Here is a 24,967-nt window from a genome sequence, read left to right on the forward strand (position 1 = left end):
GGCTTGGGCGCGAGGCCTCAGGAGACGGCGGCCAGGCTCCGGCTCGCCTCCGACACGATCCTGTCGGCGCTCGCGCTCACGCTCGGATGATCCAGCCCCTCGGCCAGCAGGCGCTCCAGCCCCGGCGACGCGTCCGTCTGGGCCATGGCCCAACCCGGGAACAGGCGCTGATCGATCACAAGCTCGGCGAGGATGCGGATATTGGTGTGGCGTCGATCGGCGCGCAGCCGGCCCATCAACCGATCCAGGTCGACCCGCGCGCCCTCAATGGCCTGAAAGAACCGGCCGTCGTGGCGCATCAGCACCCCGGTCACATGATCCCGGCGATTGTTCCGGTCCGACGCGCCGATGATGTCGATCAGGGGCAGCAGGCCCACGCCCGCGTCGCCCACGGCGTCGCTGACATAGACAATACGGAACAAACTCATTGATTACTCTTACGCTTTTACAATTTACAGCCACAAGGACCGAAGTAAGGCCATAGAGTTAACGAAACACGCAGGAAAGGCGTCAGACCGCACAGCTCGAGACACGCAATCCGTCGCAGGACAACAGCCGCTCCAGCACCGAGGCGGCGAGCTGGTCCAGTCGGCGACCGCCCAGATATTCGCCCGCCTGATGAGGCGACATGGCGTTGAGTTTGACCGGCTCGGCCACACGACGGTGAACGATGGGGCGATCCTCGACGATCTTGAGATTCCGGTGCCGACCATCCGAAAGAAGGCGCGTGATCAACCGATCGAGGTCCGCGCGCATGCCTTCCAGCATCATGGCGGCCTGACCCTCATGAAACATCATGGCGCTGCCGATCATGTCGCGACGGTTGTTGCGTTCAGACGCACCGAGAATGTCAGCCAGCATCAAGGGCGAGCGTTCAACCGCCGCGACTGTTTCACTCACGAGAAGCACACGATAGAGCAATTTTCGATCTCCCATGTCGGATTTTCCGGTCAAGGATGGCGCGTTATAAGAGAAACATGGGTATAAATATGACGACGTTATCCGGCGTCGCGCGCTCTTGATCGACGAGGCCCGTCGCGCCATCTGCGGATCATGACTCAATCGAATTTTCCCGACTGGCACGGCACCACCATTCTGGCGGTGCGCAAGAACGGCCGCACCGTCATCGCGGGCGACGGTCAGGTCTCCATGGGGCCCACCATCGTCAAGGGCGCGGCGCGCAAGGTGCGGACCCTGGCGGGCGGCAAGGTGCTGGCCGGCTTCGCGGGCGCCACAGCCGACGCCTTCACCCTGATCGAACGGCTGGAGGCCAAGCTGGAGCAGTATCCGGACCAGCTGGCGCGCGCCTGCGTCGACCTGGCCAAGGACTGGCGCACCGACCGCTATCTGCGCCGGCTGGAGGCCATGCTTCTGGTCGCGGACAAGTCGTCGATCTTCACCGTCACCGGCGTCGGCGACGTGCTGGAGCCTGAACACGGGGTCGCCGCCGTCGGCTCGGGCGGCAACTACGCCCTGTCGGCCGCCCGCGCCCTGATCGAGGAGACCGACCTCGACGCAGAGGCCGTCGCCCGCAAGGCCATGAAGATCGCCGCCGAGATCTGCGTCTATACGAACGGCAATCTGACGGTGGAGACGCTGGAGGGGTGAGTGGAGGAGCCAATTGCCCCACAGCGACAGATCCGCCGCGTCTGCCTGCCTAGGACTCTTTGCTCTTCACTTGATCGCAGGGCCACGGAACGAAGGCGATGACCCACAGCCCCACAATGTTGAGCCAGGGGATAAAGGCCAACACGACCCACCAGCCTGAAAAGCCCAGTCGTTTGAGCATGCGCACGGCCGGCACGGCCAGGATCAGCAGCACAGTTGCGAAGATGGCCCAATGCCAGATTGAAAAGCTGTCCATTACCCGCTCCAGCGCGCGAACTACGCAATCATGAATAGTACATTCGCAGTTCGTCGGTAAACGCCCGGCAGTGAATCCTTAACTTGGCGACGGGGCAGCGGAGGTAGGCGAGTTGCGATCATCTCCCCCTTGGCTTAAGCGCGCGCCATGACCGATGACGCCCCCCTTCGACCCCTCGCCCGCAATCCGCGCGGTTTCGCCGACAAGCGCGGTCGCGATCTGACCGCCGAACGCCGCATCGTCGCGCGTGTGTCCGAGGTCTATGAGCGTTGGGGCTTCGAACCGCTGGAGACGCCCGCGTTCGAATACGCCGACGCCTTGGGCAAATTCCTGCCCGACGCCGACCGGCCCAATGAAGGCGTCTTCGCCCTTCAGGACGATGCGGGTTCGGACGAGCCGGGCGACTGGATGGCCCTGCGTTACGACCACACGGCGCCCCTGGCCCGGTTCGCGGCCCAGACCTGGGAAACCCTGCCCAAGCCCTTCCGTCGCTACGCCTATGGTCCGGTCTGGCGCAACGAGAAGCCCGGCCCCGGCCGGTTCCGCGAGTTCTGGCAGTGCGACGCCGACACCGTCGGCTCGGACCGGCCCGAGGCCGACGCCGAGATCATCGCCATGGCCTGCGAGGGTCTGGGCGCCGCCGGCCTTGATGCGGGCCAGGCCCAGATCCGCGTCTCGAACCGCAAGCTGTTCGACGGTCTGTTCGACGCCGGCGGCGTGACCGAGGCGGGCCAGCGGCTGACGGCCCTGCGGGCCATCGACAAGTTCGACCGGCTGGGCTGGGACGGCGTCGTCCAACTGCTCGGCGAAGGCCGGCTGGACGACTCCGGCGACTACACCAAGGGCGCAAGCCTTCCGGCCAGGGTGACCGGCGCCATCGAGGCCTTCCTGGCCTCGGCCAATACGCCCGGCCTGTCGCGGGCCGAGACGCTGGACGCCGTCGCCAGTTCGGGCGACCTGGGCGCGGCGGGCGAGGCGGCGCTGAACGAACTGGCCGCCATCGACCGGGCGCTGGGCGCCATGCGGGTCGGCCAGGAGGCGGTGAAGTTCGATCCCACCATCGTGCGTGGGCTGGAATATTACACCGGCGCGGTGTTCGAGGCCGAACTGCTGCTGGAGACCACGGACGACAAGGGCCGTCCGGTCCGGTTCGGCTCCATCGGCGGCGGCGGGCGGTATGACGATTTGGTCGCCCGCTTCACCGGCCAGAGCGTGCCCGCCACCGGCTTCTCCTTCGGCGTCTCGCGCCTGGCCTCGGCCCTGCGCGCCGCCGGCCGCGGGGCGGAAGACGCCGTGCGCGGCCCTGTGGTGGTCATCGTCTTTTCCGACGACGACATGGCTCATTATCTGGCCGCAGTCGCCGAACTGCGCGCCGCCGGGATCGCCGCCGAGCTCTATCTGGGCCGTGCGGGCATGAAGGCCCAGATGAAATACGCCGACCGTCGCGGTTCTCCGGCCGTCGTCATCCTGGGCGGCGACGAGATTGCGGCGGGCGAAGTCACCATCAAGGACCTGGACGCCGGCCGCGCCGCCGCCGCCGGCATCACCGACAACGACGCCTGGAAGGCCGAACGTCCGGGCCAGATGAAGATCCCTCGGGAGGGCCTGATCGCTGCGATCAAGGCTATTATCGAATAAGCTTCGAGAATAACTTGCGCGAAATATGACTTATCAATGATAAGTCGAAGAAAGTTCGACTCCGCCCGATACGTGCGTTGACGCCGCAGGGTCCGATAGGCCAAATGAACTCACTCGAGGGCAAGCGTTGCTCAAGCGCGCAGCACTCGAAGGCGTTTCGGGGAGGAAACGTCCGCTCTTCAAAGAGCGCGAAAGCCCGCTGCGATGTATCCCCCGCAGCGGGCTTTTTCGCGCCTGGAGCCCCGCAAAAAATGCACGACCTATAGATTTTTTCGATGGGATCTACAGATTTCGGGCCCGATTTTTCACCCTGTCTCCATATGAAAAAGGCCGAGGCGAACCCCGGCCTTTTCCGTTCTCGAATGGGCGCCGCCTACCAGATGCGGACGCGCTCTTCCGGCGTCAGATAGTATTTGGTCCCCGGCTCGACGTCGAAGGCGTCGTACCAGGCGTCGACGTTGCGCAGCGGGCCGATGACCCGGAACTGGGCGGCCGAGTGCGGGTCGGTGGCGACCTGCTGCTTCAGGGCCTCGTCGCGATATTTCGACTGCCAGACCTGGGCCCAGCCGTAGAAGAAGCGCTGGTCGCCGGTCGTTCCATCCAGCACCGGGGCGGGCTTTCCGGCCAGCGACAGATGATAGGCCTCAAGACCCACGGCCACGCCCGAGGCGTCGCCGATGTTCTCGCCCATCGTCAGACCGGGGTTGATGGCGTAGCCGGCGATCGGTTCGTAGGTGGCGTATTGCGCGCCCAGACGGGCGGTCAGGGCCTCGAAATTGGCCTTGTCCGCAGGCGTCCACCAGTTGCGAAGCACGCCGTCGCCGTCGGACTTGGAGCCCTGGTCGTCGAAGCCGTGGCCGATCTCGTGGCCGATCACGCCGCCGATGCCGCCGTAGTTGACCGCCGGGTCGCCGTTCGGATCGAAGAAGGGCGGTTGCAGGATGGCGGCCGGGAAGACGATCTCGTTATTGGCCGAGTTGTAATAGGCGTTCACCGTCTGCGGCGTCATGCCCCACTCGGTCTTGTCGACCGGGTCGTTCAGACGGGCGAGGTCGTAGTTCCACTCGAACAGACCGCGCCGCTCGGCGTTGCCGACCAGGTCGTCTGCACGGATCTCAAGGCCGGAATAGTCGCGCCACTTGTCCGGATAGCCGATCTTGACGGTGAATTTCCGCAGCTTCTCCTGGGCCGCCGCCTTGGTCTCGTCGCCCATCCAGCTGAGGTTGTCGATGCGGTGCGACAGGGCGGTGCGCAGATTGGCGACCAGGTCTTCCATCTTGGCCTTGGACTCGGCCGGGAAATACTGGGCGACATAGAGCCGGCCCGTCGCCTCGCCCAGCGAACCCTCGGCGAAGGAGATGGCGCGCTTCTCGCGGGTGCGCTGTTCCGGCTGGCCCGACAGATCGCGCGAGCGGAAGCCCCACTGGGCGTCCGAGAACCTTTGCGACAGCAGGGGGGCCATGTCGTCGGCGGTGTGGAAGGCTTCCCACGCCTGGAGCAGTTCGATCGGCGTCTCGGCGTAGAGGGCCGCGATCTTGGGCATGGCCGTGTCCTGGCGCACGATCAGGCGAGGCACGCCGCCCAGTTCGGCCGCATCATAATAGGCCTGCCAGTCGAAGCCGGGCGCATCCTGGGCCAGTTTGGCGATGGTGACCTCGTTATAGGTCTTGTCGCGGTTGCGGTTCTCGACCGGGGTCCAGTGCGCCTCGGCGATCTTGGTCTCCAGAGCGACGATCTGGGCGGCGGTCTCGACCGGGTTCGCCCAGCCGATCATGCCCAGCATGTCGGCGACATAGGCCTGATACTTCTCTTTCTTGTCGGCGTAGCGGGCGTCCAGATAATAGTCGCGGTTGGGCAGGCCGATGCCCGACTGACCGGTCGAGACGACGTAGCGGGTCGGTTGTTTCGCATCGATGGTGATGCCGGTGCCGAAGAAGGAGCCGCCGAAACGGCCGACCGTCTGGCCCATGTAGACGGCCATCTTCTCATGGCTGTCGGCGGCGCGGATGGCGGCCAGATAGGGTTGCAGCGGCTGGGCGTCCAGCTGATCGATGCGCGCCTGGTCGATATAGGACCGATAGGCGTCGGCCACCTTGGCCTCATCCGAGCCGGGCGTCAGGTCGGTGCGTGCGGCCAGACCCGTGACCAGTTCCTTCATCCGGTTGTCCGACAGTTCGCGCAGCAGGGCGAAGGAGCCGTAGCTGGTGCGGTCCGAGGGGATGACCAGCTTGTCGAAGGCCGCGCCGTTGGCGTAGCGGAAGAAGTCGTCGCCCGGCTTCACCGAGGTGTCGCGGCCGTTCAGATCGAAGCCCCAGGTTCCGTAGCGGGGGGCGTCCACGCCCTGCCAGCCGGCTGCGGTCTCCTCGCCCGAGAACAGCGAGACGATCGAGCAGGTCTCGTCGATACAGGCGTGGTCGTGGTCGATGTCCTGGGCGAAGGCGGCGGCAGGCGCCAAAAGGGCGCCGACAGCGGCGCCGATAAGCAGTCTTTTCATCACTGTATCCTAGGTTCCACCCCTGAAGCGGGCAGGTCGGAGCGGACCCTAGACCCGAGGTTAGGGCTGTCGCCTTAAAAAAAGTTCATGAAACGGTCGCGACGTCTCGCCAGGGACGGCGGTTCCGGGTCACATGCCGGGGATACGGAGGGCGAATGCAGGGGCACGGCGCAGACTACAAGGATCTGGTGGTCTTCCTGGCGGCTGCGGGGGTGATCGTACCCCTGGTCAATCGGCTGAAGATCAGTCCGGTTCTGGGCTTTCTGGCCGCCGGGGTGGTGTTGGGCCCCAGCGGGCTGGCGCGGTTTTCGGACACGCTTCCCTGGCTCTCCTATTTCACCATCAGCGATCCGGTTCAGCTGGCGCAGTTGTCGGAACTGGGCGTCGCCTTCCTGCTGTTCATGATCGGGCTGGAGCTGTCGTGGGAGCGGCTGCGCGCCATGCGACGGCTGGTCTTCGGCCTGGGGCTGATGCAGGTCGTCGTCTGCACCCTGGTGCTGGCGGGCCTGTTCGTGCTGCTGGGCCAGAGCCTGGTCAGCGCAGCAGTGCTGGGCATGGGCCTGGCCCTGTCCTCGACGGCGGTCGTCATGCCGGTCCTGGCCGAAAGCGGGCGGCTGAAGGGTACGGTCGGTCGGTCGACCTTCGCCATTCTGCTGGCCCAGGATCTTTCGGTCGCGCCCATCCTGATCACCGTCAGCGTGATGGCCGCAGTCGCCCAGGCGGGCGGGTCGCTGGATCCGGCGGTTCTGGGACGGTCGTTGTTCACCCTGGTGCCGGCCGCCATCGGCCTGGGCCTGCTGGTTCTTATGGGTCGTGTGGTGCTGCGGCCGATGTTCCGCTCGGTGGCCCAGGCGCGCAAGTCGGCGCAGGGCGGCGAGCTGTTCGTCGCCGCCAGCCTGCTGGTCGTGGTGGTCGCCGGACTGGCGGCCCAGGCCAGCGGCCTGTCGATGAGCATCGGCGCCCTGGTCGCCGGGGTGCTGCTGGCCGAGACCGAGTTCCGGCGCGAGGTCGAGGTCTCCATCGAACCGTTCAAGGGTCTTTTGCTGGGGGTCTTCTTCGTCGGGGTCGGCCTGGGCCTGGACCTGGGCGCGGTCGCGGCCAATCCGGTCCTGCTGTTCGGCCTGGCCCTGGCCATCACCGTGGTCAAGACCGGCGTCATCTTCGGCCTGGCGCGCCTGTGGGGCCTGGGCGCGCGCCCGGCGCTGGAGACCGCCCTGGTCCTGGCGCCGGCGGGCGAGTTCGCCTTCGTGGTCTTCGCCACCGGCATGGTCGAGGGGATCGCCCCGCCGGCCCTGACCAGCACCGTGGCCCTGTCGGCGACCCTGAGCATCTTCTCCATTCCCCTCCTGGCCCTGCTGGGCCAGAGGCTGTCGCGCGAAAAGGCGCCGGCCCTGCCGACCACGCCCGAGGGCGCAGCCCCGCCGGAACAGGCCGACGGCGCCGTCATCATCGTCGGCTTCGGTCGGGTCGGACGACTGATCGGGGAGCTGCTGAAGGAACACGACCAGGCCTTCATCGCCCTGGACACCGACGCCGCCGCCGTGGCGGCGGGACGTCGCGACGGATTCGACGTCTTCTACGGCGACGCGGGTCGCGCCGAGATGCTGGCGCATTGCGGCGTCCTGTCCACCCGCGCCCTGATCGTCACCATGGACGCCCCGACCAAGGTGGACGAGGTGGTGACCACGGCTCGCGCCTTGCGCGACGACCTGATCATCATCGCCCGCGCCCGCGACGACCAACATGCGGCGCGCCTCTATGCCTTGGGCGTCACCGACGCGGTGCCCGAAACGACCGAGGCCAGCCTGCAGCTGGCGGAGAACACCCTGGTCGATCTGGGCGTGCCCATGGGTCTGGTTCTGGCCTCGATCCACGAGAAGCGGGATCAGTTTCGCCGGACCTTCCAGGCCGCCATACCCGCCGGAGGACGCAGTAGAACCACCCGCGCGTTGAGAATGCCTCAGATTGGGACAGGTAACCATAACAGTTAAGCTTAGAAATCGGGCTGTTAACCGCGACATTAGCTTTTGCGACCCATTTTCGTCATGGTTCCGTGATGCAAGCCCTGCTTCAGCATCGCGCGGTTGGCGGGCGAAGCAACATAACGTCTCGCCTCGCGGTCTAAGCGACTGACCCAGTCAACTTCGGGCCGTCAGGGCTTCCGAAATGCGTAGAGTAAAAGCCTGATTTCATGACCGATACCGTTCTCTCGACCGAAGCCGCTCCCCGCCTGAACCGCCGTCAGGCCGCCAAGGTCCGGACGCGCCAGAAGGTTCTGGACGCCGCCCGCTCCCTGTTCGCCGAGCGCGGCTATGAGCCGGCCACGATCCGCGACATCGCCAAGGGCGCCGGCATGTCCACCGGGGCGGTCTTCGCCAACTTCCAGGACAAGGCCGAACTGTTCGAAGCCGTCCTGACCGAGGACATGACACGCCTGGCCGAGGTGGTCGAGGCGGGCGCGCCCCAGGGCGAACCCGTTCGCCAGCGACTGCTGGGCGCCCTCAGCGCCGGCTATCACTCCTCGCTGGACCAGTTGCCCTTGTTCCAGGCCATCGTCGCCCGGTCGTGGTTCCAGCCCCTGGCCGCCGAGATGCGCGCCCGCGCCGCGACCAAGAACCTGCTGCTGGCGATCGGCGGCATCCTCCAGGAAGCCGTCGCCAAGGGCGAGGTGAACAAGGACGCCGACATCCGCCTGTTGGTCGAGCTGATCTGGGACGCCTATCTGTCGAACTATCGCCGCGCCGCCTATGACGAATGGGACGCTCAAGCCCTGTCCGACCATATGGGCAAGCAGATCGACGTGATCCTGGCCGGCGCGCTGTCCGCCAAATAATCCAATCGAAGCGCCTGAAAAGGTCGGGGCCGCCGCCCGGTCCCGGCCTTTTTCATGCCCGGCGTTCCGCGCTCAGGCCTTACGCTTCAGGGTGACGTAGAAGGCGCCGTTGCCGCCGTGCCTCTGGTGGGCGACGGTGAAGCCGGACACGACGCCGCGCAGGCCCGGCGACTGCATCCATTCCCCGAACGAGGCGCGGATCACCCCGCCCCCCAGCCGTCCCTGGCCGGTGATGACCAGGACCGCCCGCATGCCCCGCGCCTGGCACGACGTCAGAAAGGCCTGCAGCTGATCCTCGGCCTCGAACCGGCCGAAGCCGTGCAGGTCGATGCGCGCCTCGATGGGGTCCCGCTCGCGCGACAGCCGGTGTTTGCGGCGCGGCTCCAGATCCTCGGGCGCGGAGCGGACACGCGAGGCGGCGGTGCGGGACGCCGGGGGGCGAGAGTCGACCGGCGGGGCGGTCGGGAGGTTGCGTTGCGGCGAGACCTTGGGCAGGCGGCGCGGATGCTCGGGCGGGGCGACCACGACATGGGCCGGAGCCTCGGCGCCGGGGGTGACGCGGGCGGCCTTGCGGCTGCGCGGGGCGGCGACCGTGCCGGTGATGCGGCTCCAGATGCGACGGTCCTCGGGCGTCAGCCCGTTCTCGTCACGGCCGGGGCCCTTGCGCTTCATGCCTCGGCGTCGTCGTCGAAGGCGTCGCCCGGACCGGGTTCGTGAACCAGCAGATCGCCGGGCTGACAGTCCAGTTCGCGGCACAGGGCGTCGAGGGTCGAGAACCGCACGGCGCGCGCCTTGCCCGTCTTCAGGATCGACAGATTCGCCACCGTCACCCCGACCCGGTCGGCGAGTTCGGTCAGCGACATGCGGCGTTCGACGAGGACGCGATCAAGCTGGACGCGGATGGCCATGGGGAAGTCCTACTGGAAACGGCTCAGATCGTCAGTTCGGATTCGCGGCGCAGGCGCGCCCCCTCGCGGAAAACCTCCGCCAGGACGAAGACGATCAGGACGGAGAAGATCGGGGTCAGCAGTTCACCCAGCCCCTGGGGGTCCATGACGCCGGGCGCCAGACGGGCGGCGACGAAGCCCTGGGCCAGCCAGACGCCGCCGGTCACGACCGCCAGGGTCAGACCGATCTGGCGCAGACGGCGGACATTGTCGGGATGGAAGGGGTCGCCCATGGTCAAGGTGCGGAAGATCCGACGCAGGCTGCGCAGGATCAGCATGAAGCCGCCGAAATAGGCGGTGGCCGCCCCCAGGCCGAACAGCAGAAGCATACGGGTCAGCGGCAGCTGTCGCCCGCCGGACTCGCCGCTGACGGTGATGTTCACATTGTCCAGGGGAATGAAGACGGCGGCGACCAGCAGCAACAACAGCAGGCCGGTGATGAGCCAGAGCAGGATATAGGCGACGTCCAGCGCCACCTTCAGCACGCTGGAGACCGAACCCGGGCCCAGGGCGCGGAACGGGGCCTTCAGCGGCGCGGTCATGGCGCGCAGCCAGCGAGGAGCGGGCCATTTCGGGGTCAGCCATTTGGGACTCGGCGCCTCGCCTCGCTTCAGCGGATGTCGCGGCGGGAGCAGGCGCATGGTCGGTCTCAGGCCGGAGGGAAGGGCGCGACGGCTGCGCGGGGTCCGGCGAACCCGCGCGCAGCTCTATACATCGCGGTCTTCGTCAAGGTCGTCAAAGCTCTCGTGATCGATACAGGGCTGGACTTGGGCGCGATCAGAGGGCTTGAACCAGAATGGCGACCAGGGCGGTCGGCAGGGCGGCGATCAGGACCGTGTTGACGAAAGCGGCGCAGACCTTGTCCAGCCAGAGCGACATGTTCATCGTATGCATCAGGGTTCTCCGTTGTTCCTGTTTGGGTGATAATCACCCGCTTGGTTTATTATCCGCATGATCGTTCCGGATTTTCCGGAAGTCCTGAACGGTGCGGCCCCGTTCCTGACGATCAATAGATAGGCCGTGCGCTGCTAAAAAGCACGTTACATATCGTTTAACGATATTAAACTTTGGCAATAGACTGTTTCAGGGCCGTGATAATCGATGACTCTCAAGCTTTTCAAAGGGATGCGGATCGTCGCCGCCACCCACAACCCCGGCAAGGTTCCGGAGATCGCCGCCCTGCTGGGTGAAGATTACGAGATCCTCACCGCCGGCCAGTTGAATCTGCCCGAGCCGGACGAGACCGAGACCACCTTCGCCGGCAACGCCATGTTGAAGGCTCGTCATGCGGCCGCCTTGTCAGGCGAGGTCGCCCTGGCCGACGACTCGGGAATGTCGGTGGCGGCCCTGGACGGGGCGCCGGGCATATTCTCCGCCCGCTGGGCCGGACCGGGCAAGGATTTCGCCGTGGCCATGAAGAAGGTCGAAGACCGGCTGGAGGAGATCGGGGCGACGGACCGCGCCGCCTGGTTCACCTCGGCCCTGGCCGTGGCCTGGCCGGACGGGCCGTGCGTGGTGGTGGAGGGCGAGGTGCACGGCCGGCTGACCTTCCCGCCGCGCGGCGACCGGGGCTTCGGCTATGATCCGATCTTCATTCCCGAGGGCGGCGACCTGACCTTCGGCGAGATGGAGCCGGCGGCCAAGGAGGCGATCAGCCACCGCACCCGCGCCTTCGCCAAGCTGCGGGCCGCTTTGATTGACTGATTTCCTCGCCCCAGGAACGGACGTCGGCCTCTATGTCCACTGGCCCTATTGTTCGCGCATCTGCCCCTATTGCGACTTCAACGTCGTGCGCGACCGGGGGCGGGTCGAGGAACAGGCGGCGCTGGTCGAGGCGATCCTGGCCGACATGCGGGCGCAGCGGGCCCTGACGGGGTCGCGCCGGCTGGCCTCGATCTTCTTCGGCGGGGGCACGCCGTCGCTGATGGCGCCCGAGGCCGTGGCCCGGATCATCGCCCAGGCGCGCGACCTGTTCCCCCCGGCGGGGGCGATCGAGATTTCGCTGGAGGCCAATCCGACCGACGCCGAGGCGGCCCGGTTCGCCGCCCTGGCGGGGGCCGGAGTGAACCGGCTGTCGATGGGGGTGCAGGCGCTGGACGACGCCGCGCTGCGGTTCCTGGGGCGGGATCATTCGGCGGCCGAGGCGCGGCGCGCGGTCGATCTGGCCGGGCGGGCCTTTTCGCGCCTGTCCATCGACCTGATCTACGCCCGGCCGGGCCAGACCCCGGCCGACTGGACCGCCGAGCTGGGCGCGGCCCTGGACATGGGGTTTGAGCACGTCTCGCCCTACCAGCTGACCCTGGAGCCGACGACGGCGTTCGGGCGGGCCCTGGCGCGCGGGACCCTGATCCCGCCGGACGAGGACGCCGCCGCCGCCCTGTATGAGACGACCCAGGCGGTGTTGGAGGCGGCCGGGTTCGACGCCTATGAAGTGTCGAACCATGCCCGGGGCGTGGCGGCGCGGTCGGCGCATAATCTGCACGTCTGGCGCGGCGGCGACTATCTGGGGCTGGGGCCGGGCGCCCATGGCCGGCTGACCCTGGACGGCGTGCGAACGGCGACGGTCGCCCACCGCCGGATCGCCGACTATGTGGCCGGAGTCGGGGCGGGGACGCCCTGGACGGAGACGGAGCGGTTGGACGCCGCCGGGGCGGCCGAGGAGCGCCTGCTGCTGGGCCTGCGTACGGTCGAGGGGGCGCCGGTCGGGCTGCTGGCGGACCTGGGGCGGTCAGCGGACGCGGCGCCGACGGCGGATCTGATCGCCGACGGCTTTTTGAAACTCAGCGGCGATCGCCTGGTGGCCACGCCGCGCGGACGGCCCGTGCTGGACGGGGTGTTGAAGGCGTTGCTGACATAAGAAAGCGGGCCCGGATCGAAATCCGGGCCCGCTTTGCGATCACGTCGGTTGGATGCGCTTAGACCAGCGCCCCGTGGCAGTGTTTGAACTTGCGACCCGAGCCGCAGGGGCAGGGCGAGTTGCGGCCGGTCATTTCCCAGCCGGGCGGCAGGGCTTCGACCGGAAGCTTGGAGCGGTCGTCGCCGATCAGGGTTCCTTCGGGATTCTGGGCCGACGGATTGGTCATCTCGTTCTCGCCGGTGCCGGGGTTCAGGTGGATTTCCTGGAACTCGGGCATTTCCGGCGGCGGCTGGAAGCGGAACTCGACCGTCATCAGCCAGCGGGTGACATTGTGGCGCAGGTCGTACAGCAGGTTCTCGAACAGCGAGAAGGCCTCGGTCTTGTACTCGTTCAGCGGATCGCGCTGGCCGTAGCCGCGCAGGCCGATGACGCCGCGCAGATGGTCCAAGTGGACCAGGTGCTCGCGCCATTGCATGTCGATCATCTGAAGCATGAACTGCTTTTCGAGACCGCGCGTCTGGGCCGCGCCGATCTGTTCCAGCCGTTCGGCCGCACGGGCGTCGGCGGCGGCCAGCAGCCGCTCCTCGATCTCCTCGTTCGACACGCCCTCCTCGGCGGCCCAGTCGTGCAGCGGCAGTTCGAGACCCAGGGTGGTGCGGACCTTTTCGTCCAGGCCGTCGATGTCCCACTGTTCGGCATAGGCCTTGGGCGGCATGTAGCGTTCGACCAGGTCGGACACCACGTCGCGGCGGAAGTCGCCGACCAGTTCCGACAGGTCCTCGGAGTCCATAAACTCCTGGCGCTGCTCGAACACGGCCTTGCGCTGGTCGTTCACTACGTCGTCGTATTTCAGCAGATTCTTGCGGATGTCGTAGTTGCGGGTCTCGACCCGCTTCTGGGCGGTCTCGATGGCGCGGTTCAGCCAAGGGTGGGTGATGGCCTCGCCTTCCGCGACCCCGAACGTCTTCATGATCGAGTCGAGACGGTCGCCGGCGAAGATGCGCAGCAGGTCGTCCTCGCAGGACAGGTAGAATTTCGAGGTGCCGGGGTCGCCCTGACGGCCGGTGCGGCCGCGCAGCTGGTTGTCGATCCGGCGGCTCTCGTGGCGTTCGGTGCCCAGGACGAACAGGCCGCCGGCGTCCAGGGCGATCTTCTTCTGGACGGCGATGTCGGCCTTGTACTGGGCCTCCTGCGCCTTCTCCATCTCGGGCGTGACCTCGACAGCCATGTTGCGCTGTTCCAGCAGCCACTTCTGCATCTTCATCTCGAGGTTGCCCCCGAGCTGAATGTCGGTGCCGCGGCCGGCCATGTTGGTGGCGATGGTCACCACGCCCGGCAGGCCGGCGTCGGCGACGATATAGGCCTCCTGCTCGTGCTGGCGCGCGTTCAGGACCGAGTGCGGGATGCCGCGCAGCTTGGTTTCGTAGGTAATGTCATAGGCGGCGTCGCCGATCTTCTCGGCTTCCTTGGCCTTGCCCTCGTACTGCGGCTTCAGCTTGCGCGAGACCTCGACCTTGTACTCGTAGGTGCGGAGCAGTTCTGACAGTTGCTCGGAACGCTCGATCGAGACCGTGCCGACCAGGATGGGCTGACCCGCCAGGTGGCATTCGGCGATCTGTTTGGCGATGGCCTGGTTCTTCTCGGCGTGGGTCCGATAGACCTCGTCGTCGTAGTCCTTGCGCTGGATCGGCCGGTTGGTCGGCACCTCCAGCACGTCCATCTTGTAGATGTCGCCGAATTCCTGGGCCTCGGTCGCGGCCGTGCCGGTCATGCCCGACAGCTTCTCGTACAGGCGGAAATAGTTCTGGATCGTCACCGAGGCCAGGGTCTGGTTCTCGGGCTGGATCTTGACGTCTTCCTTGGCCTCGATGGCCTGGTGCAGACCTTCGGACAGCCGGCGGCCGGTCATCATCCGGCCGGTGAATTCGTCGATCAGGACGATCTCGCCGCCCTTGATGATATAGTCCTTGTCGCGCTGATACAGGGTGTTGGCGCGCAGGGCCTGGTTGGTGTGGTGGACCAGACTGATGTTGGCGGCGTCGTACAGGCCGGTGGTGTCGGCGGCGAAGTGGCCGCCGCTTTCCAGCGCCTCTTCCATCCGCTCCGAGCCCAGTTCGGTCAGCAGGACCTGCTTCTGCTTCTCGTCGAGCTCGAAGGTGTCCTTGTCCCTGATCAGCTCCTTCACCAGGCCGTCGAGGATCTTGTACAGGTCCGAACGGTCCTCGGTCGGGCCCGAGATGATCAGAGGCGTCCGCGCTTCGTCGATCAGGATGGAATCGACTTCATCGACGATGGCGAAGTTGTGCGGGCGCTGCACCATCTCGCGTCGGTCATAGACCAGGTTGTCGCGCAGATAGTCGAAGCCGAACTCGTTGTTGGTGCCGTAGGTGACGTCGGCGGCGTAGGCCGCCTGGCGCTGGCCCTGGCTCAGGCCGTTGACGATGACCCCGACCTCAAGACCCAGGAAGCGATAGACCTTGCCCATGGTCTCGGCGTCGCGGCGGGCCAGGTAGTCGTTGACGGTGATCACGTGGACGCCCTTGCCCGGCAGGGCGTTCAGATAGACGGGGGCCACGGCGACCAGGGTCTTGCCCTCGCCGGTCCGCATCTCGGCGATGCCGCCTTCATGCAGGATCATGCCGCCGGCCAGCTGGACGTCATACTGACGCTGGCCCAGCACCCGCTTGGACGCCTCGCGCACCACGGCGAAGGCCTCGGGCAGGATCTTGTCCAGGGTCTCGCCATTGGCCAGACGGTCCCGGAAGGCGTCGGTCATCATCCGCAGCTCGTCGTCGGACAGGGCGGCGAACTTGGGCTCCAGCGCATTGATGCGCTGGGCGTGGTCCTGGAAGGCCTTGACCTTGCGGTCGTTGGAAGAGCCGAAAAGTTTCTTGGCGAAGCCGAGCATATTGGATCCGGTAAGCGGTCGAGCGTCTGCGAGCTGAGCGGCTCTGGAAATCCCGTGAGGGGCGGCGATACGGACGCCGCGAGAGGGGCCCGAACCGGTGGCGACCCCGATGCGCCGGAACTGGCGCGCGCGAAGGGCCGCGCAGACGATCAAAACCCCTCGACTTGGGCGCAGGCGGGACTTAAGCACCGGCCTAACCCCTGTCAACGCGAGGGGCTTTCGGCCGCCTTCTACGGAGCGCCCTCTTGACCCCATTTCGGCGACCTTTCGGCCTGTTTTCCATGGCGCTTCTGGCTGCGGTCCTGACGGTCGCCGCCTGTTCGCGCGGCGGCGGGGACGACAAGGCCCCGGAGCCGGGCGACCGGCCGGTGGCCCGGGTCCAGGACGAGACCGTCTGGGCCTCGGACGTCAAGCGCGAGGCGGTGGCCCAGGGCCTGGTGGGCGAGGGCGAGCCGCTGGACGTGACCTCGGACCTGTTCCGGCGCGTGCTGGACGAGGTGATCGATCAGAAACTGCTCGCCAAGGAGGCCGAGCGCCGTCGCCTCGACGCCTCGCCCCTGGCCCAGCGCCGCCTCGAGGCGACCCGCGAACGAATCCTGGGCGACATGCTGGTGGAGAGCGTGGTCAACGGCGCCATTTCCGACCAGGCGGTCCAGACCCTGTACAATGAGCAATTGCGGCTGGCGAAGACGTCGGAGGAGATCCGCGTCCGCCTGATCCTGTCGCGCACCAAGCCGGAGGCCGAGGCGGTCATCGGCATCCTGGGCCAGGGCGCCAGTTTCGAGGCCGTGGCCATGGAGCGGTCGGTGGACGAGGCGACGCGCTTTTCAGGCGGCGACCTGGGCTATTCGACCCTGGACGTCATGCCCCAGGCCTATGCCGGCGCCCTGCGCGACAAACCGGCAGGGTCCACCGTCGGGCCGTTCCAGACCGAAGGCGGCTGGGCCGTGCTGCGGGTCGAGGACCGGCGCAAGGAAAGCCCGCCGACCCTGGAGCAGGCCCGGCCCCAGATCGTCCGCTACCTGACCTATGAGGGCGTGCGGCAGTTGCTGGAGCAGTTGCGCGGCAAGGCCAAGGTCGACGTCCTGCTGGCGGGCGAAACCGCCGGGCGAAACGAGGAGCCGGCCTCCGCCCCGCCGCCCGCCGCTCCCAGCGCCCCTCCGCCCGCCGACGCCCCCTCCCCGACTTCAGCCCCCGCCCCGGCCGCCTGACATGAACAAGCCCCCCTCGACCACCGGCCAGAAGATCGAACAGGCGTTCGAAAAAGCCCTGGATCCGTTCGCCACGGCCTTGAAACGCGCCACCCGCCCGGCCGAGCCCGCCTCAGCCCCCGCGCCCGCGCCCGCCGCCGGAAAGCCGGGTCTGGCCGTGTCGCCCCTGGCCGTGCCCTTCCCCACCATCCCGCCCATCGGCGGGGTCGAGATCGCCACCGCCCGAGCCGGCTTCTACAAGCACGAGCGCGACGACCTGGTGGTGTTCCGGTTCGCGCGGGGCACCAGCTGCGCCGGCGTCTTCACCCGCCACAAGATCGGCTCGGCCCCGGTCGACTGGTGCAAGAAGGCGCTGGGCGGGGCGGACGGCGGCAAGGACGTGCGCGCCCTGGTGGTCAACGCCGGTTGCGCCAACGCCTTCACCGGCAAGGCCGGCGCCGACGCCGCCCGCCGCACCGCCTCAGAGGTCGCCAAACGGTTCGGGTGTCGCCAGCGCGACGTCATGCTGGCCTCGACCGGGGTCATCGGCGTGGTGCTGGACGAAAAGAAGATCGTCTCCAAACTGCCCGACATCGAAAGCCGCCTGGACGCCGACATCCATCCGTCCGAGCAGTGGGCGCGGGCCGGGCGCGGCGTCATGACCACGGACACCTTCCCCAAGGGCTCCTACGCCGAGGCCGAAATCGAGGGCTACAAGGTCCGGATCGCGGGGATCGCCAAGGGGTCGGGCATGATCGCGCCGGACATGGCGACCATGCTGGCCTTCATCGTCACCGACGCCGACATCCATCCGAACGTGCTTCAGGCCCTGCTGGGCCTGCATGTCCGCACCACCTTCAACAGCGTGACGGTGGACGGCGACACCTCGACCAACGACACCGCCCTGCTGTTCGCCACCGGAACCTCGGGCGCCCCGCGCATCGGGCGGGTCGGGGATCGTCGCCTGAAGAGCTTCTCGGTCGCCCTGGACAAGGTGATGCTGGACCTGGCGCACCAGCTGGTGCGCGACGGCGAGGGGGCGACCAAGTTCGTCAAGGTGACGGTGGACGGCGCCGCCAGCCCCGCGTCAGCCAGAAAATTGGCCAAGTCCATCGCCGACAGCCCCCTGGTCAAGACCGCCATCGCCGGTCAGGACGCCAACTGGGGCCGGGTGGTCATGGCCGTGGGCAAGACCGAGGAGCCGGTTGATCGCGACCGGCTGGGCATCCGGTTCGGCCCCAATGTCGCCGCCGTCGACGGCGCCCCGTCCCCGACCTACGACGAGGCCAAAATGACCGCCTATATGAAGAACCCCGAGATCGACATCACCGTCGATGTCGGCGCGGGCCGCGCCTCGGCTACGGTTTGGACCTGCGACCTGACCAAGGGCTATATCGAGATCAACGGCGATTATCGTTCGTGACCGAGACGCCGCTTCCCACCGTCCTCGTCGTCGCCGTCGCCCTGATCGATGTCGACGGGCGGGTGCTGATCGCCAAACGTCCCGAGGGCAAGAAGCTGGCCGGCCTGTGGGAGTTTCCAGGCGGCAAGGTCGAGCCGGGCGAGCGACCTGAGGCGGCCTTGATCCGCGAGTTGCAAGAGGAGCTGGGCATCACCGTCAGCGAATCCTGCCTGGCGCCCTTCGTCTTCGCCAGCTACGCTTACGATTCCTTTCACCTGTTGATGCCATTGTATCTGTGCCGACGGTGGGACGGCGTGGTCACGGCGCGTGAACATGACGGCCTGGCCTGGGTGAAACCGAACAAGCTGTCGGCCTATCCCATGCCGCCGGCGGACGAACCCCTGGTCGCCTGGTTGCGCGACCTGCTCTGATCACCGCCGACCAGGAGGCCGGCCATGCGACGTTTCACCGCCCGGTTCCTGAATGACGACAGGGGCGCGACCGCCATCGAATACGGCCTCATCTGCGGCCTGATCTTCGTCGCCATTCTCGGCGGGCTGAATGCGCTGGGCGCATCGAACGGCGGTCTCTATAATCAGACCATGCAAAAGATCGCGGACGCCCTGAACCGCTGAAGCAAACCCGGAGACGTTCGTCAGTCGATCTCGTCGCCGGTCATCTCCTTCACGCCCAGCGCATCCGCCAGCCGGACCTTGGCGGAGCCGCGCGCCAGCGGCTTCTGCTGGCTCTCGTGGGGCTTCCAGCCGGCCAGATGGATGATCTCGAAGGTGGCGGGGATGCGGCCGTCGGCGTCGCCGTGGCGTTCGGCGTACAGGGACGCGGCGCGGGCGATCACGGCGCGGCTGAGCGGGCGGATCGGCCCGTCCAGCACATTGGTCTCGCCCATGGCCCGCAGGTCGCGGACCAGGGCGAACAGGTCGGGATAGCGGACGGTGAACCGATCCACGTCCGAGACCGGCAGGGCGAAGCCGGCGCGCTGCAACAGGGCGGCGCCGTCATAGCCGTCGGCGAAGGGCGAGACCCGCGCCTGGGCCCCGCCGCGCTCGGCCAGCTCCGCCTCGGTCAGGACAGACCGCAACTCCTTCAAAGTCCCTGCCCCGAACAGAGTGCCGATGAACAGGCCGTCCGGCTTCAGGGCCTTGCGGATCTGGGCCAGGGCGCCGGGCAGGTCGTTGGCCCAGTGCAGGCTGAGCAGGGAGACGATCAGATCGGTCGATCCCTCGTCCAGCGGCAGGGCGGCGGCGCCCGGCGCGGCCCGCTCGGCGCGCGACGTGGGGCTGGCGACGACGCCCACCCGGCCGGCGGCGTCGCTGGCGGCGAGGGCCTGGGCGAACGGGCCGGAATGGGCCGAGAGATCGACGGCGACCGGAAAGTCGCGCAGGATGGCCTCCAGGCTGCCCGCCGCATTCTCGGCCGCCCGGACGTGCAGGAAGTCGGCCTGGCCCAGTCGATGGGCCGCACGGGCCAGACGGGCCTCGCGCCTGTGGGCGTCGAAAATGCGGGGCGGAGCTTCGGGGGAGGCGGTCATGATGATGCAGGATGGGGGCTGGCGCCGCGCCTGGGAAGGGGCGGGGCGTCAGTTGCGCGACGTGGGGCGCGGTTTGGCGGATCTCGTCCTGCCGCCCCTGGCTCACGACAGCCGCGAGGCGACGGCGGCGGCCGGTCTGACGCCCGACGCCTGGAGCCGGATCAAATTCCTCGACGCGCCGGTGTGCGACGGCTGCGGCGCGGCCTTCGAATTCGACGGCGGCGCCTTCGCCGAAACCCGCTGCGCCGCCTGCATCGCCCAGCCCTATGTCTTCGCGCGGGCCAGGGCGGCCTGTGTCTATGACGACCATTCGCGGGGTCTGATCCTGCGCTACAAACACGGCGACCAGCAGCAGTTCGCCTCTCTGTTCGCACGCTGGATCGGCCGGGCCGCCACGGATCTGATCCAGGACGCCGACGCCGTGGTCCCCGTCCCGCTGCACCGGTTTCGCCTGTTGTCGCGACGCTTCAACCAGGCGGCGGAGATCGCCCGCCCCCTGGCCGCCCACGCCCGGCTCGACTATCTGCCCGACGCCCTGACGCGCAGGACCCACACGACCAGCCAGGGCGGCAAGAGCCGGCGCGGACGGCGGCTGAACGTCAAGAAGGCCTTCATCGTCAGCGAGATCGGTCGGCGGCGGATCAAGGGCCGGCGCATCCTTCTGATCGACGACGTGTTGACCACGGGCGCGACCGGTGAGGCCTGCGCCCGCGCCCTGATCGACGCCGGGGCCAGGGCGGTGGATCTCGCCGTCATCGCCCGGGTGCGAAACGCCCGTGAACTGACTATGTAGACCTCAAATACGGGCGGCGCGGCCGCCCGACGCCCCTTGGCGCATCATTCTGGAGATCCGAATTGGCCGACGTCGTCATCTACACCAAACCCGGTTGCCCCTATTGCTACAGCGCGATGGCGCTGCTGAAGAAGAAGGGCGCCGACTATACCGAGATTGTCGCTTCCAACGATCCGGCCAAGAAGGCCGAGATGGTCGAGAAGTCCGGCGGCCGCATGACCTTCCCGCAGATCTTCATCGCCGGGAACCACGTCGGCGGATCCGACGACATCCACGCCCTGGACCGCGAGGGCAAGCTCGACCCGCTTCTGGCGGCCTGATCCCATGAGCGGCGGGCTCGACATCGCCCTGATCCAGACCCGCACGCCGGCGACGGCGCCCGCGGCCCTGGCCCATGTCGAGCCCCTGGTCCGCGAGGCGGCGGCCGGCGGGGCGAAATTCATCCTGACGCCCGAAGGCACCAATGTCCTGGAGCAGCGCCGCGACCGCCGCGACGCCGTCGTCACGGACGAGGACGCCGACCTGGTCGTCCTGGGCCTGCGTCGTCTGGCGGCGGAGCTGGGCGTCTGGCTGCTGATCGGCTCGGCCATCGTCCGCTCCGGCCATGTCGGCGACAGCCGCGCCGCCAACCGGTCGCTGCTGATCGACGCGGCCGGCGGGATCGTCGCCCGCTATGACAAGCTGCATGTCTTCGACGTCGATCTGCCGAACGGCGAACGCTACCGCGAAAGCGCGACGGTGCGGCCCGGCGATGCGGCGGCGGTCGCCGACACCCCCTGGGGTCGGCTGGGCCTGAGCATCTGCTACGACATCCGATTTCCTTACCTGTATCGTCACCTGGCCAAGGCCGGAGCGGCGATGATCGCAGTCCCGGCCGCCTTCACGGCGCCGACGGGCCAGGCGCACTGGGAGACCCTGTTGCGCGCCCGCGCCATCGAGACCGGCGCCTTCGTCCTGGCCCCGGCCCAGGGCGGCCTGCATGAGGACGGGCGTCGCACCTGGGGGCGGTCGACCGTGATCGGACCCTGGGGCGAGATCCTGGCCCAGGCGGATCACGACGACCCTTGCATACTGACGGCGAAACTGGACATGGAGGCGGTGGCCAAGGCCCGCGCGGCGGTGCCCGCCCTGACCCATGACCGCGACTTCCAGCCCGCCCAATGATCCGATACGCCCTGAAATGCGACCAGACCCACGGGTTCGAGGCCTGGTTCGGCTCCTCGTCCGACTATGACGACCAGGCCGCGCGCGGCCTGGTGGAATGCCCGTTCTGCGGCTCCAACAGGGTGGAGAAGGCCGTGATGGCCCCCGCCGTCGGCGGCGCACGCCAGGCCGATCCGGCCTCGGACATGGCCGTCAGGATGCAGACCGTCATGATGGCCGCCGCCCGTGAAGTCCGCGCCCACGTCGAGGCCAACTTCGACTATGTCGGCGACGCCTTCGCCCGCGAAGCCCGCGACATCCATGAAGGCCGGTCCGAGAAGCGCGAAATCTACGGCGAGGCCACCCCCGCCGAGGTCAAGAAGCTGAAGGAAGACGGCGTCCCCGTCTCGGCCCTGCCCGACGCCCCGCCGGATCCGTCCAAGGTGAACTGATGACCCTGCAATGGCGGCCCATGCGGCCGACCGACATCGACGCCGTGGTCGAGGTCGCCCGCCTGTCCTTCCCGGACCATTTCGAGGACCGCGCCTGTTTCCAGAACCGGCTGGCGCTTTATCCGCGCGGCTGTTTCGTGCTGGCGGACGGCGAGGCGCCGGCCAAGGGCTATCTGATCGCCTATCCGTGGCGGGCCGACAATGCGCCGCCGCTGAACACGGTGATCGAGGGCCTGCCGGCGGAACCGGCCCTGATCTATCTGCACGACCTGGCCCTGCACCCCCAGGCGCGCGGCGGCGGGGTTACGGGGGCGGTGGTCGAGCGTCTGGCGCAACAGGCGGCCGAGGACGACTGGCCCGCCATAGCCCTGGTCGCCGTCAACGACGCCGTGAATTTCTGGCGTCGGCACGGGTTTGAGGAGCAGGCGGCGCCGGGCATGGCGGCCAAGCTGGCCAGCTATGGCGCCGACGCCCGCTACATGATCCGCCGCCTCTAGGGCCGGTTCAGGGTTCGCCGTCCCCCTGCCTGTACGAAGAGGCGACGCTGGTCCCGAGGGAGCCGATAGAAGGCGCGACGCTTCATCTCACGCTCGCAGACGCTGGGCATGCCCACGTCGTTCGGCGTCAGAAGGCTGCGATAGCGGGCGCACCAGCTTCGGCTCGCCGCCTGAATACGCTCAGCCAGGACCGCAGCGTCGCCCGGGCGGGCCATGGCGAGATCGCCGGCGTCCACCCGCATATCCGGCGCAGTCCCTGTCGCCAGCAGACCCGCCATCATCATTCCCATCAAGGCCGACATCGTCTTCTCCATTCCCGAACGGTCATGCCGTCACGGGAGTAGAGGGGGCCGCCACCCCCTGCGGATGCAGCGGCGGGAATGAAATATCGGTAAGGCGACGTCAGGCGTCTGAACGCCTGCTCTGGTCTTTCGGTCCACATGCCTGTAAGAGGCGCGCGCTCCCTGCATGCCTTTTCATGACCAGCGGCCGCCTGCATCCCGGCCGCGCCTTTTCGCGATTATCAAATGAACCTGCGCAACGTCGCCATCATCGCCCACGTCGACCACGGGAAGACGACCCTGGTGGACCAACTGCTGGCCCAGTCCGGCGTCTTCCGAGCCAATGAGGCGACGACAGAGCGCGCCATGGACTCGAACGACCAGGAAAAGGAACGCGGCATCACCATCCTGGCCAAGTGCACCTCGGTGCTCTGGAACGGCAAGGCCGGCGAAACCCGCATCAACATCATCGACACCCCCGGCCACGCCGACTTCGGGGGCGAGGTCGAGCGCATCCTCGGCATGGTGGACGGCTGCGTCATCCTGGTTGACGCCGAAGAGGGCGTCATGCCCCAGACCAAGTTCGTCCTGACCAAGGCCCTGAAGATGGGCCTGCGTCCGATCCTGTGCATCAACAAGGTCGACCGCGCCCACGCCGATCCGGACCGCGTCCACAACGAGACCTTCGACCTGTTCGCCGCCATCGGCGCGACGGACGAGCAGCTGGACTTCCCGCACATCTACGCCTCGGGCCGCAACGGCTGGGCGACGATGGATCTGAACCAGCCCAACGACAACCTGGCCCCCCTGTTCGACCTGATCGTCGATCACGTCCCGCCGCCCAAGGTTCAGGAGAACAAGGACAAGCCGTTCCAGATGCTGAACGTGCTGATCGAGTCCGACCCCTTCCTGGGCCGGATCCTGACCGGCCGTATCGAGAGCGGCAAGGCGATCCCCGGCATGGCGATCCACGCCCTGGACCGCGAAGGCAAGGAAATCGAACGCGGCCGGATCACCAAGGTGCTGGCCTTCCGCGGCCTGAAGCGTCAGGCCCTGGACGAGGGTTCGGAAGCGGGCGACATCGTCGCCATCGCCGGCATGTCCAAGGCGACCGTGGCCGACACCCTGTGCGCCATGGAAGTCGTCGACGCCCTGCCGGCCCAGCCCATCGACCCGCCGACCATCTCGATGACTGTCTCGGTCAACGACAGCCCGCTGGCCGGTCGCGAAGGCGACAAGGTTCAGTCGCGCGTCATCCGCGACCGCCTGCTGAAGGAAGCCGAAGCCAACGTCGCCATCCGCGTGACCACGACCGAAGGCGGCGACGCCTATGAGGTCGCCGGCCGCGGCGAACTGCAGCTGGGCGTTCTGATCGAGAACATGCGTCGCGAAGGCTTCGAGGTCTCGATCTCGCGTCCGCGCGTGGTCTTCCAAGAAGGCCCCAACGGCGAGAAGATGGAGCCCATCGAAGACGTCATGATCGACGTGGACGACGAGTTCTCGGGCATCGTCATCGAGAAGCTGTCGGCCCGTAAGGCCGAAATGACCGACATGGGTCCGTCGGGCGCCGGCAAGACCCGCATCAGCCTGAAATGCCCGTCGCGCTCGCTGATCGGCTATCAGGGCGAGTTCCTGACCGACACGCGCGGTTCGGGCGTGCTGAACCGGGTCTTCAGCCACTACGAAGAATACAAGGGCGCGATCGCCGGTCGTCTGAAGGGCGTTCTGATCTCGAACTCGGACGGCGACACGGCGGCCTTCGCCCTGTGGAACCTGGAAGATCGCGGCGTCATGTTCGTCGGCGCCGGCGAGAAGACCTACCAGGGCATGATCATCGGCGAGAACGCGCGCTGGGATGACCTGGACGTCAACCCGATCAAGGGCAAGCAATTGACCAACGTCCGCGCCTCCGGCAAGGACGAGGCCGTTCGCCTGACCCCGCCGCGCCAGATGTCGCTGGAACAGGCCATCGCCTATATCGACGACGACGAACTGGTCGAGGTGACGCCCAAGTCCATCCGCCTGCGCAAGCAGACGCTGAACCCGTCGTTCCGCAAGAAGCGCGTTCGCCCCGAGTAATATCCTCCACTGACGCGAGGGGGGATGCGGCCTATAGGTG

The 24,967-nt window shown here is 67.5% G+C and carries 26 protein-coding genes; 16 read left to right on the forward strand and 10 right to left on the reverse strand.

The genetic code is table 11. The features are described from left to right. Window positions 1-17: 17 nt before the first annotated feature. Both ACW18C_RS16000 and ACW18C_RS16005 read right to left on the reverse strand, forming a co-directional pair. Window positions 18-428: a BLUF domain-containing protein gene (locus ACW18C_RS16000; protein ID WP_154725820.1), complete on the reverse strand. Its 411-nt coding sequence runs from the start codon at window positions 426-428 to the stop codon at window positions 18-20. 82 nt (window positions 429-510) lie between these two features. Beyond that, window positions 511-954, reverse strand: a complete 444-nt coding sequence (locus ACW18C_RS16005; protein ID WP_492071962.1) for a BLUF domain-containing protein — start codon at window positions 952-954, stop codon at window positions 511-513. A gap of 99 nt (window positions 955-1,053) precedes the next feature. Here ACW18C_RS16005 and hslV point away from each other — a divergent pair, with 99 nt between their 5' ends. Further along, a complete protein-coding gene (gene hslV / locus ACW18C_RS16010) occupies window positions 1,054-1,608 on the forward strand; it encodes an ATP-dependent protease subunit HslV (RefSeq protein WP_492027115.1) in 555 nt (184 codons plus the stop codon). A 49-nt stretch (window positions 1,609-1,657) separates the two neighbouring features. On the opposite strand, the gene ACW18C_RS16015 is transcribed toward hslV, so the two are convergent. Continuing rightward, window positions 1,658-1,864, reverse strand: a complete 207-nt coding sequence (locus ACW18C_RS16015; RefSeq protein ID WP_492071964.1) for a DUF805 domain-containing protein — start codon at window positions 1,862-1,864, stop codon at window positions 1,658-1,660. Window positions 1,865-2,011: 147 nt separating this feature from the next. On the opposite strand from ACW18C_RS16015, the gene hisS reads away from it, so the two are divergent. Further along, window positions 2,012-3,502: a histidine--tRNA ligase gene (gene hisS / locus ACW18C_RS16020; protein ID WP_492071965.1), complete on the forward strand. Its 1,491-nt coding sequence runs from the start codon at window positions 2,012-2,014 to the stop codon at window positions 3,500-3,502. A gap of 373 nt (window positions 3,503-3,875) precedes the next feature. Here the strand turns inward: hisS and ACW18C_RS16025 are convergent, their stop codons facing one another. Then, window positions 3,876-5,996, reverse strand: coding sequence for a M13 family metallopeptidase (locus tag ACW18C_RS16025; RefSeq protein WP_492071967.1), 2,121 nt, complete (start codon window positions 5,994-5,996; stop codon window positions 3,876-3,878). A 155-nt stretch (window positions 5,997-6,151) separates the two neighbouring features. Here ACW18C_RS16025 and ACW18C_RS16030 point away from each other — a divergent pair, with 155 nt between their 5' ends. Together ACW18C_RS16030 and ACW18C_RS16035 are read left to right on the forward strand one after the other, a co-directional pair. Continuing rightward, the gene (locus tag ACW18C_RS16030; protein WP_008264369.1) at window positions 6,152-7,987 is read left to right on the forward strand and encodes a cation:proton antiporter domain-containing protein; all 1,836 of its coding nucleotides are present in this window, start codon (window positions 6,152-6,154) and stop codon (window positions 7,985-7,987) included. A 200-nt stretch (window positions 7,988-8,187) separates the two neighbouring features. Next, the gene (locus tag ACW18C_RS16035) at window positions 8,188-8,829 is read left to right on the forward strand and encodes a TetR/AcrR family transcriptional regulator (RefSeq protein WP_008261977.1); all 642 of its coding nucleotides are present in this window, start codon (window positions 8,188-8,190) and stop codon (window positions 8,827-8,829) included. Window positions 8,830-8,901: 72 nt separating this feature from the next. Here the strand turns inward: ACW18C_RS16035 and ACW18C_RS16040 are convergent, their stop codons facing one another. From ACW18C_RS16040 to ACW18C_RS16050, 3 genes are read right to left on the reverse strand one after another with little or no spacing between them, the layout of a single operon-like run. Then, window positions 8,902-9,501 carry a Smr/MutS family protein gene (locus ACW18C_RS16040; RefSeq protein ID WP_287927542.1) on the reverse strand — a complete coding sequence of 200 codons (600 nt, stop codon included), beginning with the start codon at window positions 9,499-9,501 and terminating at the stop codon, window positions 8,902-8,904. After that, complete coding sequence (locus tag ACW18C_RS16045) at window positions 9,498-9,737, reverse strand: helix-turn-helix domain-containing protein (protein ID WP_008258757.1); 240 nt, start codon at window positions 9,735-9,737, stop codon at window positions 9,498-9,500. Before ACW18C_RS16045 ends, ACW18C_RS16040 begins: the two co-directional genes overlap by 4 nt. Before the next feature lie 23 nt (window positions 9,738-9,760). Then, window positions 9,761-10,417 carry a DUF2975 domain-containing protein gene (locus ACW18C_RS16050; RefSeq protein ID WP_492071969.1) on the reverse strand — a complete coding sequence of 219 codons (657 nt, stop codon included), beginning with the start codon at window positions 10,415-10,417 and terminating at the stop codon, window positions 9,761-9,763. A 460-nt stretch (window positions 10,418-10,877) separates the two neighbouring features. Here ACW18C_RS16050 and rdgB point away from each other — a divergent pair, with 460 nt between their 5' ends. Both rdgB and hemW read left to right on the forward strand, forming a co-directional pair. After that, on the forward strand, window positions 10,878-11,480 hold the full coding sequence (gene rdgB, locus ACW18C_RS16055; RefSeq protein ID WP_292148375.1) for an RdgB/HAM1 family non-canonical purine NTP pyrophosphatase: 603 nt from the start codon (window positions 10,878-10,880) through the stop codon (window positions 11,478-11,480). Further along, window positions 11,473-12,633, forward strand: a complete 1,161-nt coding sequence (gene hemW, locus ACW18C_RS16060) for a radical SAM family heme chaperone HemW (protein ID WP_492071971.1) — start codon at window positions 11,473-11,475, stop codon at window positions 12,631-12,633. The genes rdgB and hemW overlap by 8 nt, the downstream gene beginning before the upstream one ends. A gap of 58 nt (window positions 12,634-12,691) precedes the next feature. Here the strand turns inward: hemW and secA are convergent, their stop codons facing one another. Further along, entirely contained in the window at window positions 12,692-15,541 is a 2,850-nt protein-coding gene (secA, locus tag ACW18C_RS16065) for a preprotein translocase subunit SecA (protein WP_492071973.1), read from the reverse strand. 281 nt (window positions 15,542-15,822) lie between these two features. Between secA and ACW18C_RS16070 the strand changes: the two genes are divergently transcribed. Genes ACW18C_RS16070 through ACW18C_RS16085 form a run of 4 tightly spaced genes read left to right on the forward strand, consistent with a single transcriptional unit; the run spans window position 15,823 to window position 18,768 of the window. Beyond that, window positions 15,823-16,752 (forward strand): peptidylprolyl isomerase, encoded by a 930-nt coding sequence (locus tag ACW18C_RS16070; RefSeq protein WP_447941623.1) that lies wholly within the window; start codon window positions 15,823-15,825, stop codon window positions 16,750-16,752. A gap of 1 nt (window position 16,753) precedes the next feature. Beyond that, on the forward strand, window positions 16,754-18,154 hold the full coding sequence (argJ, locus tag ACW18C_RS16075; RefSeq protein ID WP_492071975.1) for a bifunctional glutamate N-acetyltransferase/amino-acid acetyltransferase ArgJ: 1,401 nt from the start codon (window positions 16,754-16,756) through the stop codon (window positions 18,152-18,154). Next, the gene (locus tag ACW18C_RS16080; protein ID WP_492071976.1) at window positions 18,151-18,564 is read left to right on the forward strand and encodes a (deoxy)nucleoside triphosphate pyrophosphohydrolase; all 414 of its coding nucleotides are present in this window, start codon (window positions 18,151-18,153) and stop codon (window positions 18,562-18,564) included. Before argJ ends, ACW18C_RS16080 begins: the two co-directional genes overlap by 4 nt. A gap of 24 nt (window positions 18,565-18,588) precedes the next feature. Continuing rightward, window positions 18,589-18,768: a Flp family type IVb pilin gene (locus ACW18C_RS16085; RefSeq protein ID WP_008263592.1), complete on the forward strand. Its 180-nt coding sequence runs from the start codon at window positions 18,589-18,591 to the stop codon at window positions 18,766-18,768. 20 nt (window positions 18,769-18,788) lie between these two features. Here ACW18C_RS16085 and ACW18C_RS16090 read toward each other — a convergent pair whose 3' ends face one another. Beyond that, window positions 18,789-19,682 (reverse strand): methyltransferase domain-containing protein, encoded by an 894-nt coding sequence (locus ACW18C_RS16090; RefSeq protein ID WP_492071977.1) that lies wholly within the window; start codon window positions 19,680-19,682, stop codon window positions 18,789-18,791. On the opposite strand from ACW18C_RS16090, the gene ACW18C_RS16095 reads away from it, so the two are divergent. The 5 genes from ACW18C_RS16095 to ACW18C_RS16115 all read left to right on the forward strand — a co-directional run bounded on the left by ACW18C_RS16095 (window position 19,681) and on the right by ACW18C_RS16115 (window position 22,567). Beyond that, complete coding sequence (locus ACW18C_RS16095) at window positions 19,681-20,475, forward strand: ComF family protein (protein WP_492071979.1); 795 nt, start codon at window positions 19,681-19,683, stop codon at window positions 20,473-20,475. The two genes, ACW18C_RS16090 and ACW18C_RS16095, sit on opposite strands and share 2 nt — an antisense overlap. Window positions 20,476-20,537: 62 nt before the next feature. Continuing rightward, window positions 20,538-20,795: a glutaredoxin 3 gene (gene grxC / locus ACW18C_RS16100; RefSeq protein WP_008262738.1), complete on the forward strand. Its 258-nt coding sequence runs from the start codon at window positions 20,538-20,540 to the stop codon at window positions 20,793-20,795. 4 nt (window positions 20,796-20,799) lie between these two features. Beyond that, on the forward strand, window positions 20,800-21,639 hold the full coding sequence (locus ACW18C_RS16105) for a carbon-nitrogen hydrolase family protein (protein WP_492071980.1): 840 nt from the start codon (window positions 20,800-20,802) through the stop codon (window positions 21,637-21,639). Then, on the forward strand, window positions 21,636-22,070 hold the full coding sequence (locus ACW18C_RS16110; protein WP_008261224.1) for a DUF1178 family protein: 435 nt from the start codon (window positions 21,636-21,638) through the stop codon (window positions 22,068-22,070). Before ACW18C_RS16105 ends, ACW18C_RS16110 begins: the two co-directional genes overlap by 4 nt. Continuing rightward, on the forward strand, window positions 22,070-22,567 hold the full coding sequence (locus tag ACW18C_RS16115) for a GNAT family N-acetyltransferase (RefSeq protein ID WP_492071982.1): 498 nt from the start codon (window positions 22,070-22,072) through the stop codon (window positions 22,565-22,567). The genes ACW18C_RS16110 and ACW18C_RS16115 overlap by 1 nt, the downstream gene beginning before the upstream one ends. Here ACW18C_RS16115 and ACW18C_RS16120 read toward each other — a convergent pair. Beyond that, the gene (locus tag ACW18C_RS16120; RefSeq protein WP_492071983.1) at window positions 22,564-22,869 is read right to left on the reverse strand and encodes a UrcA family protein; all 306 of its coding nucleotides are present in this window, start codon (window positions 22,867-22,869) and stop codon (window positions 22,564-22,566) included. The two genes, ACW18C_RS16115 and ACW18C_RS16120, sit on opposite strands and share 4 nt — an antisense overlap. 225 nt (window positions 22,870-23,094) lie before the next feature. On the opposite strand from ACW18C_RS16120, the gene typA reads away from it, so the two are divergent. Continuing rightward, complete coding sequence (gene typA, locus ACW18C_RS16125; protein WP_008260875.1) at window positions 23,095-24,927, forward strand: translational GTPase TypA; 1,833 nt, start codon at window positions 23,095-23,097, stop codon at window positions 24,925-24,927. The last annotated feature ends 40 nt before the right edge of the window (window positions 24,928-24,967 follow it).

Source organism: Brevundimonas sp. FV1ye7S, assembly GCF_058680995.1.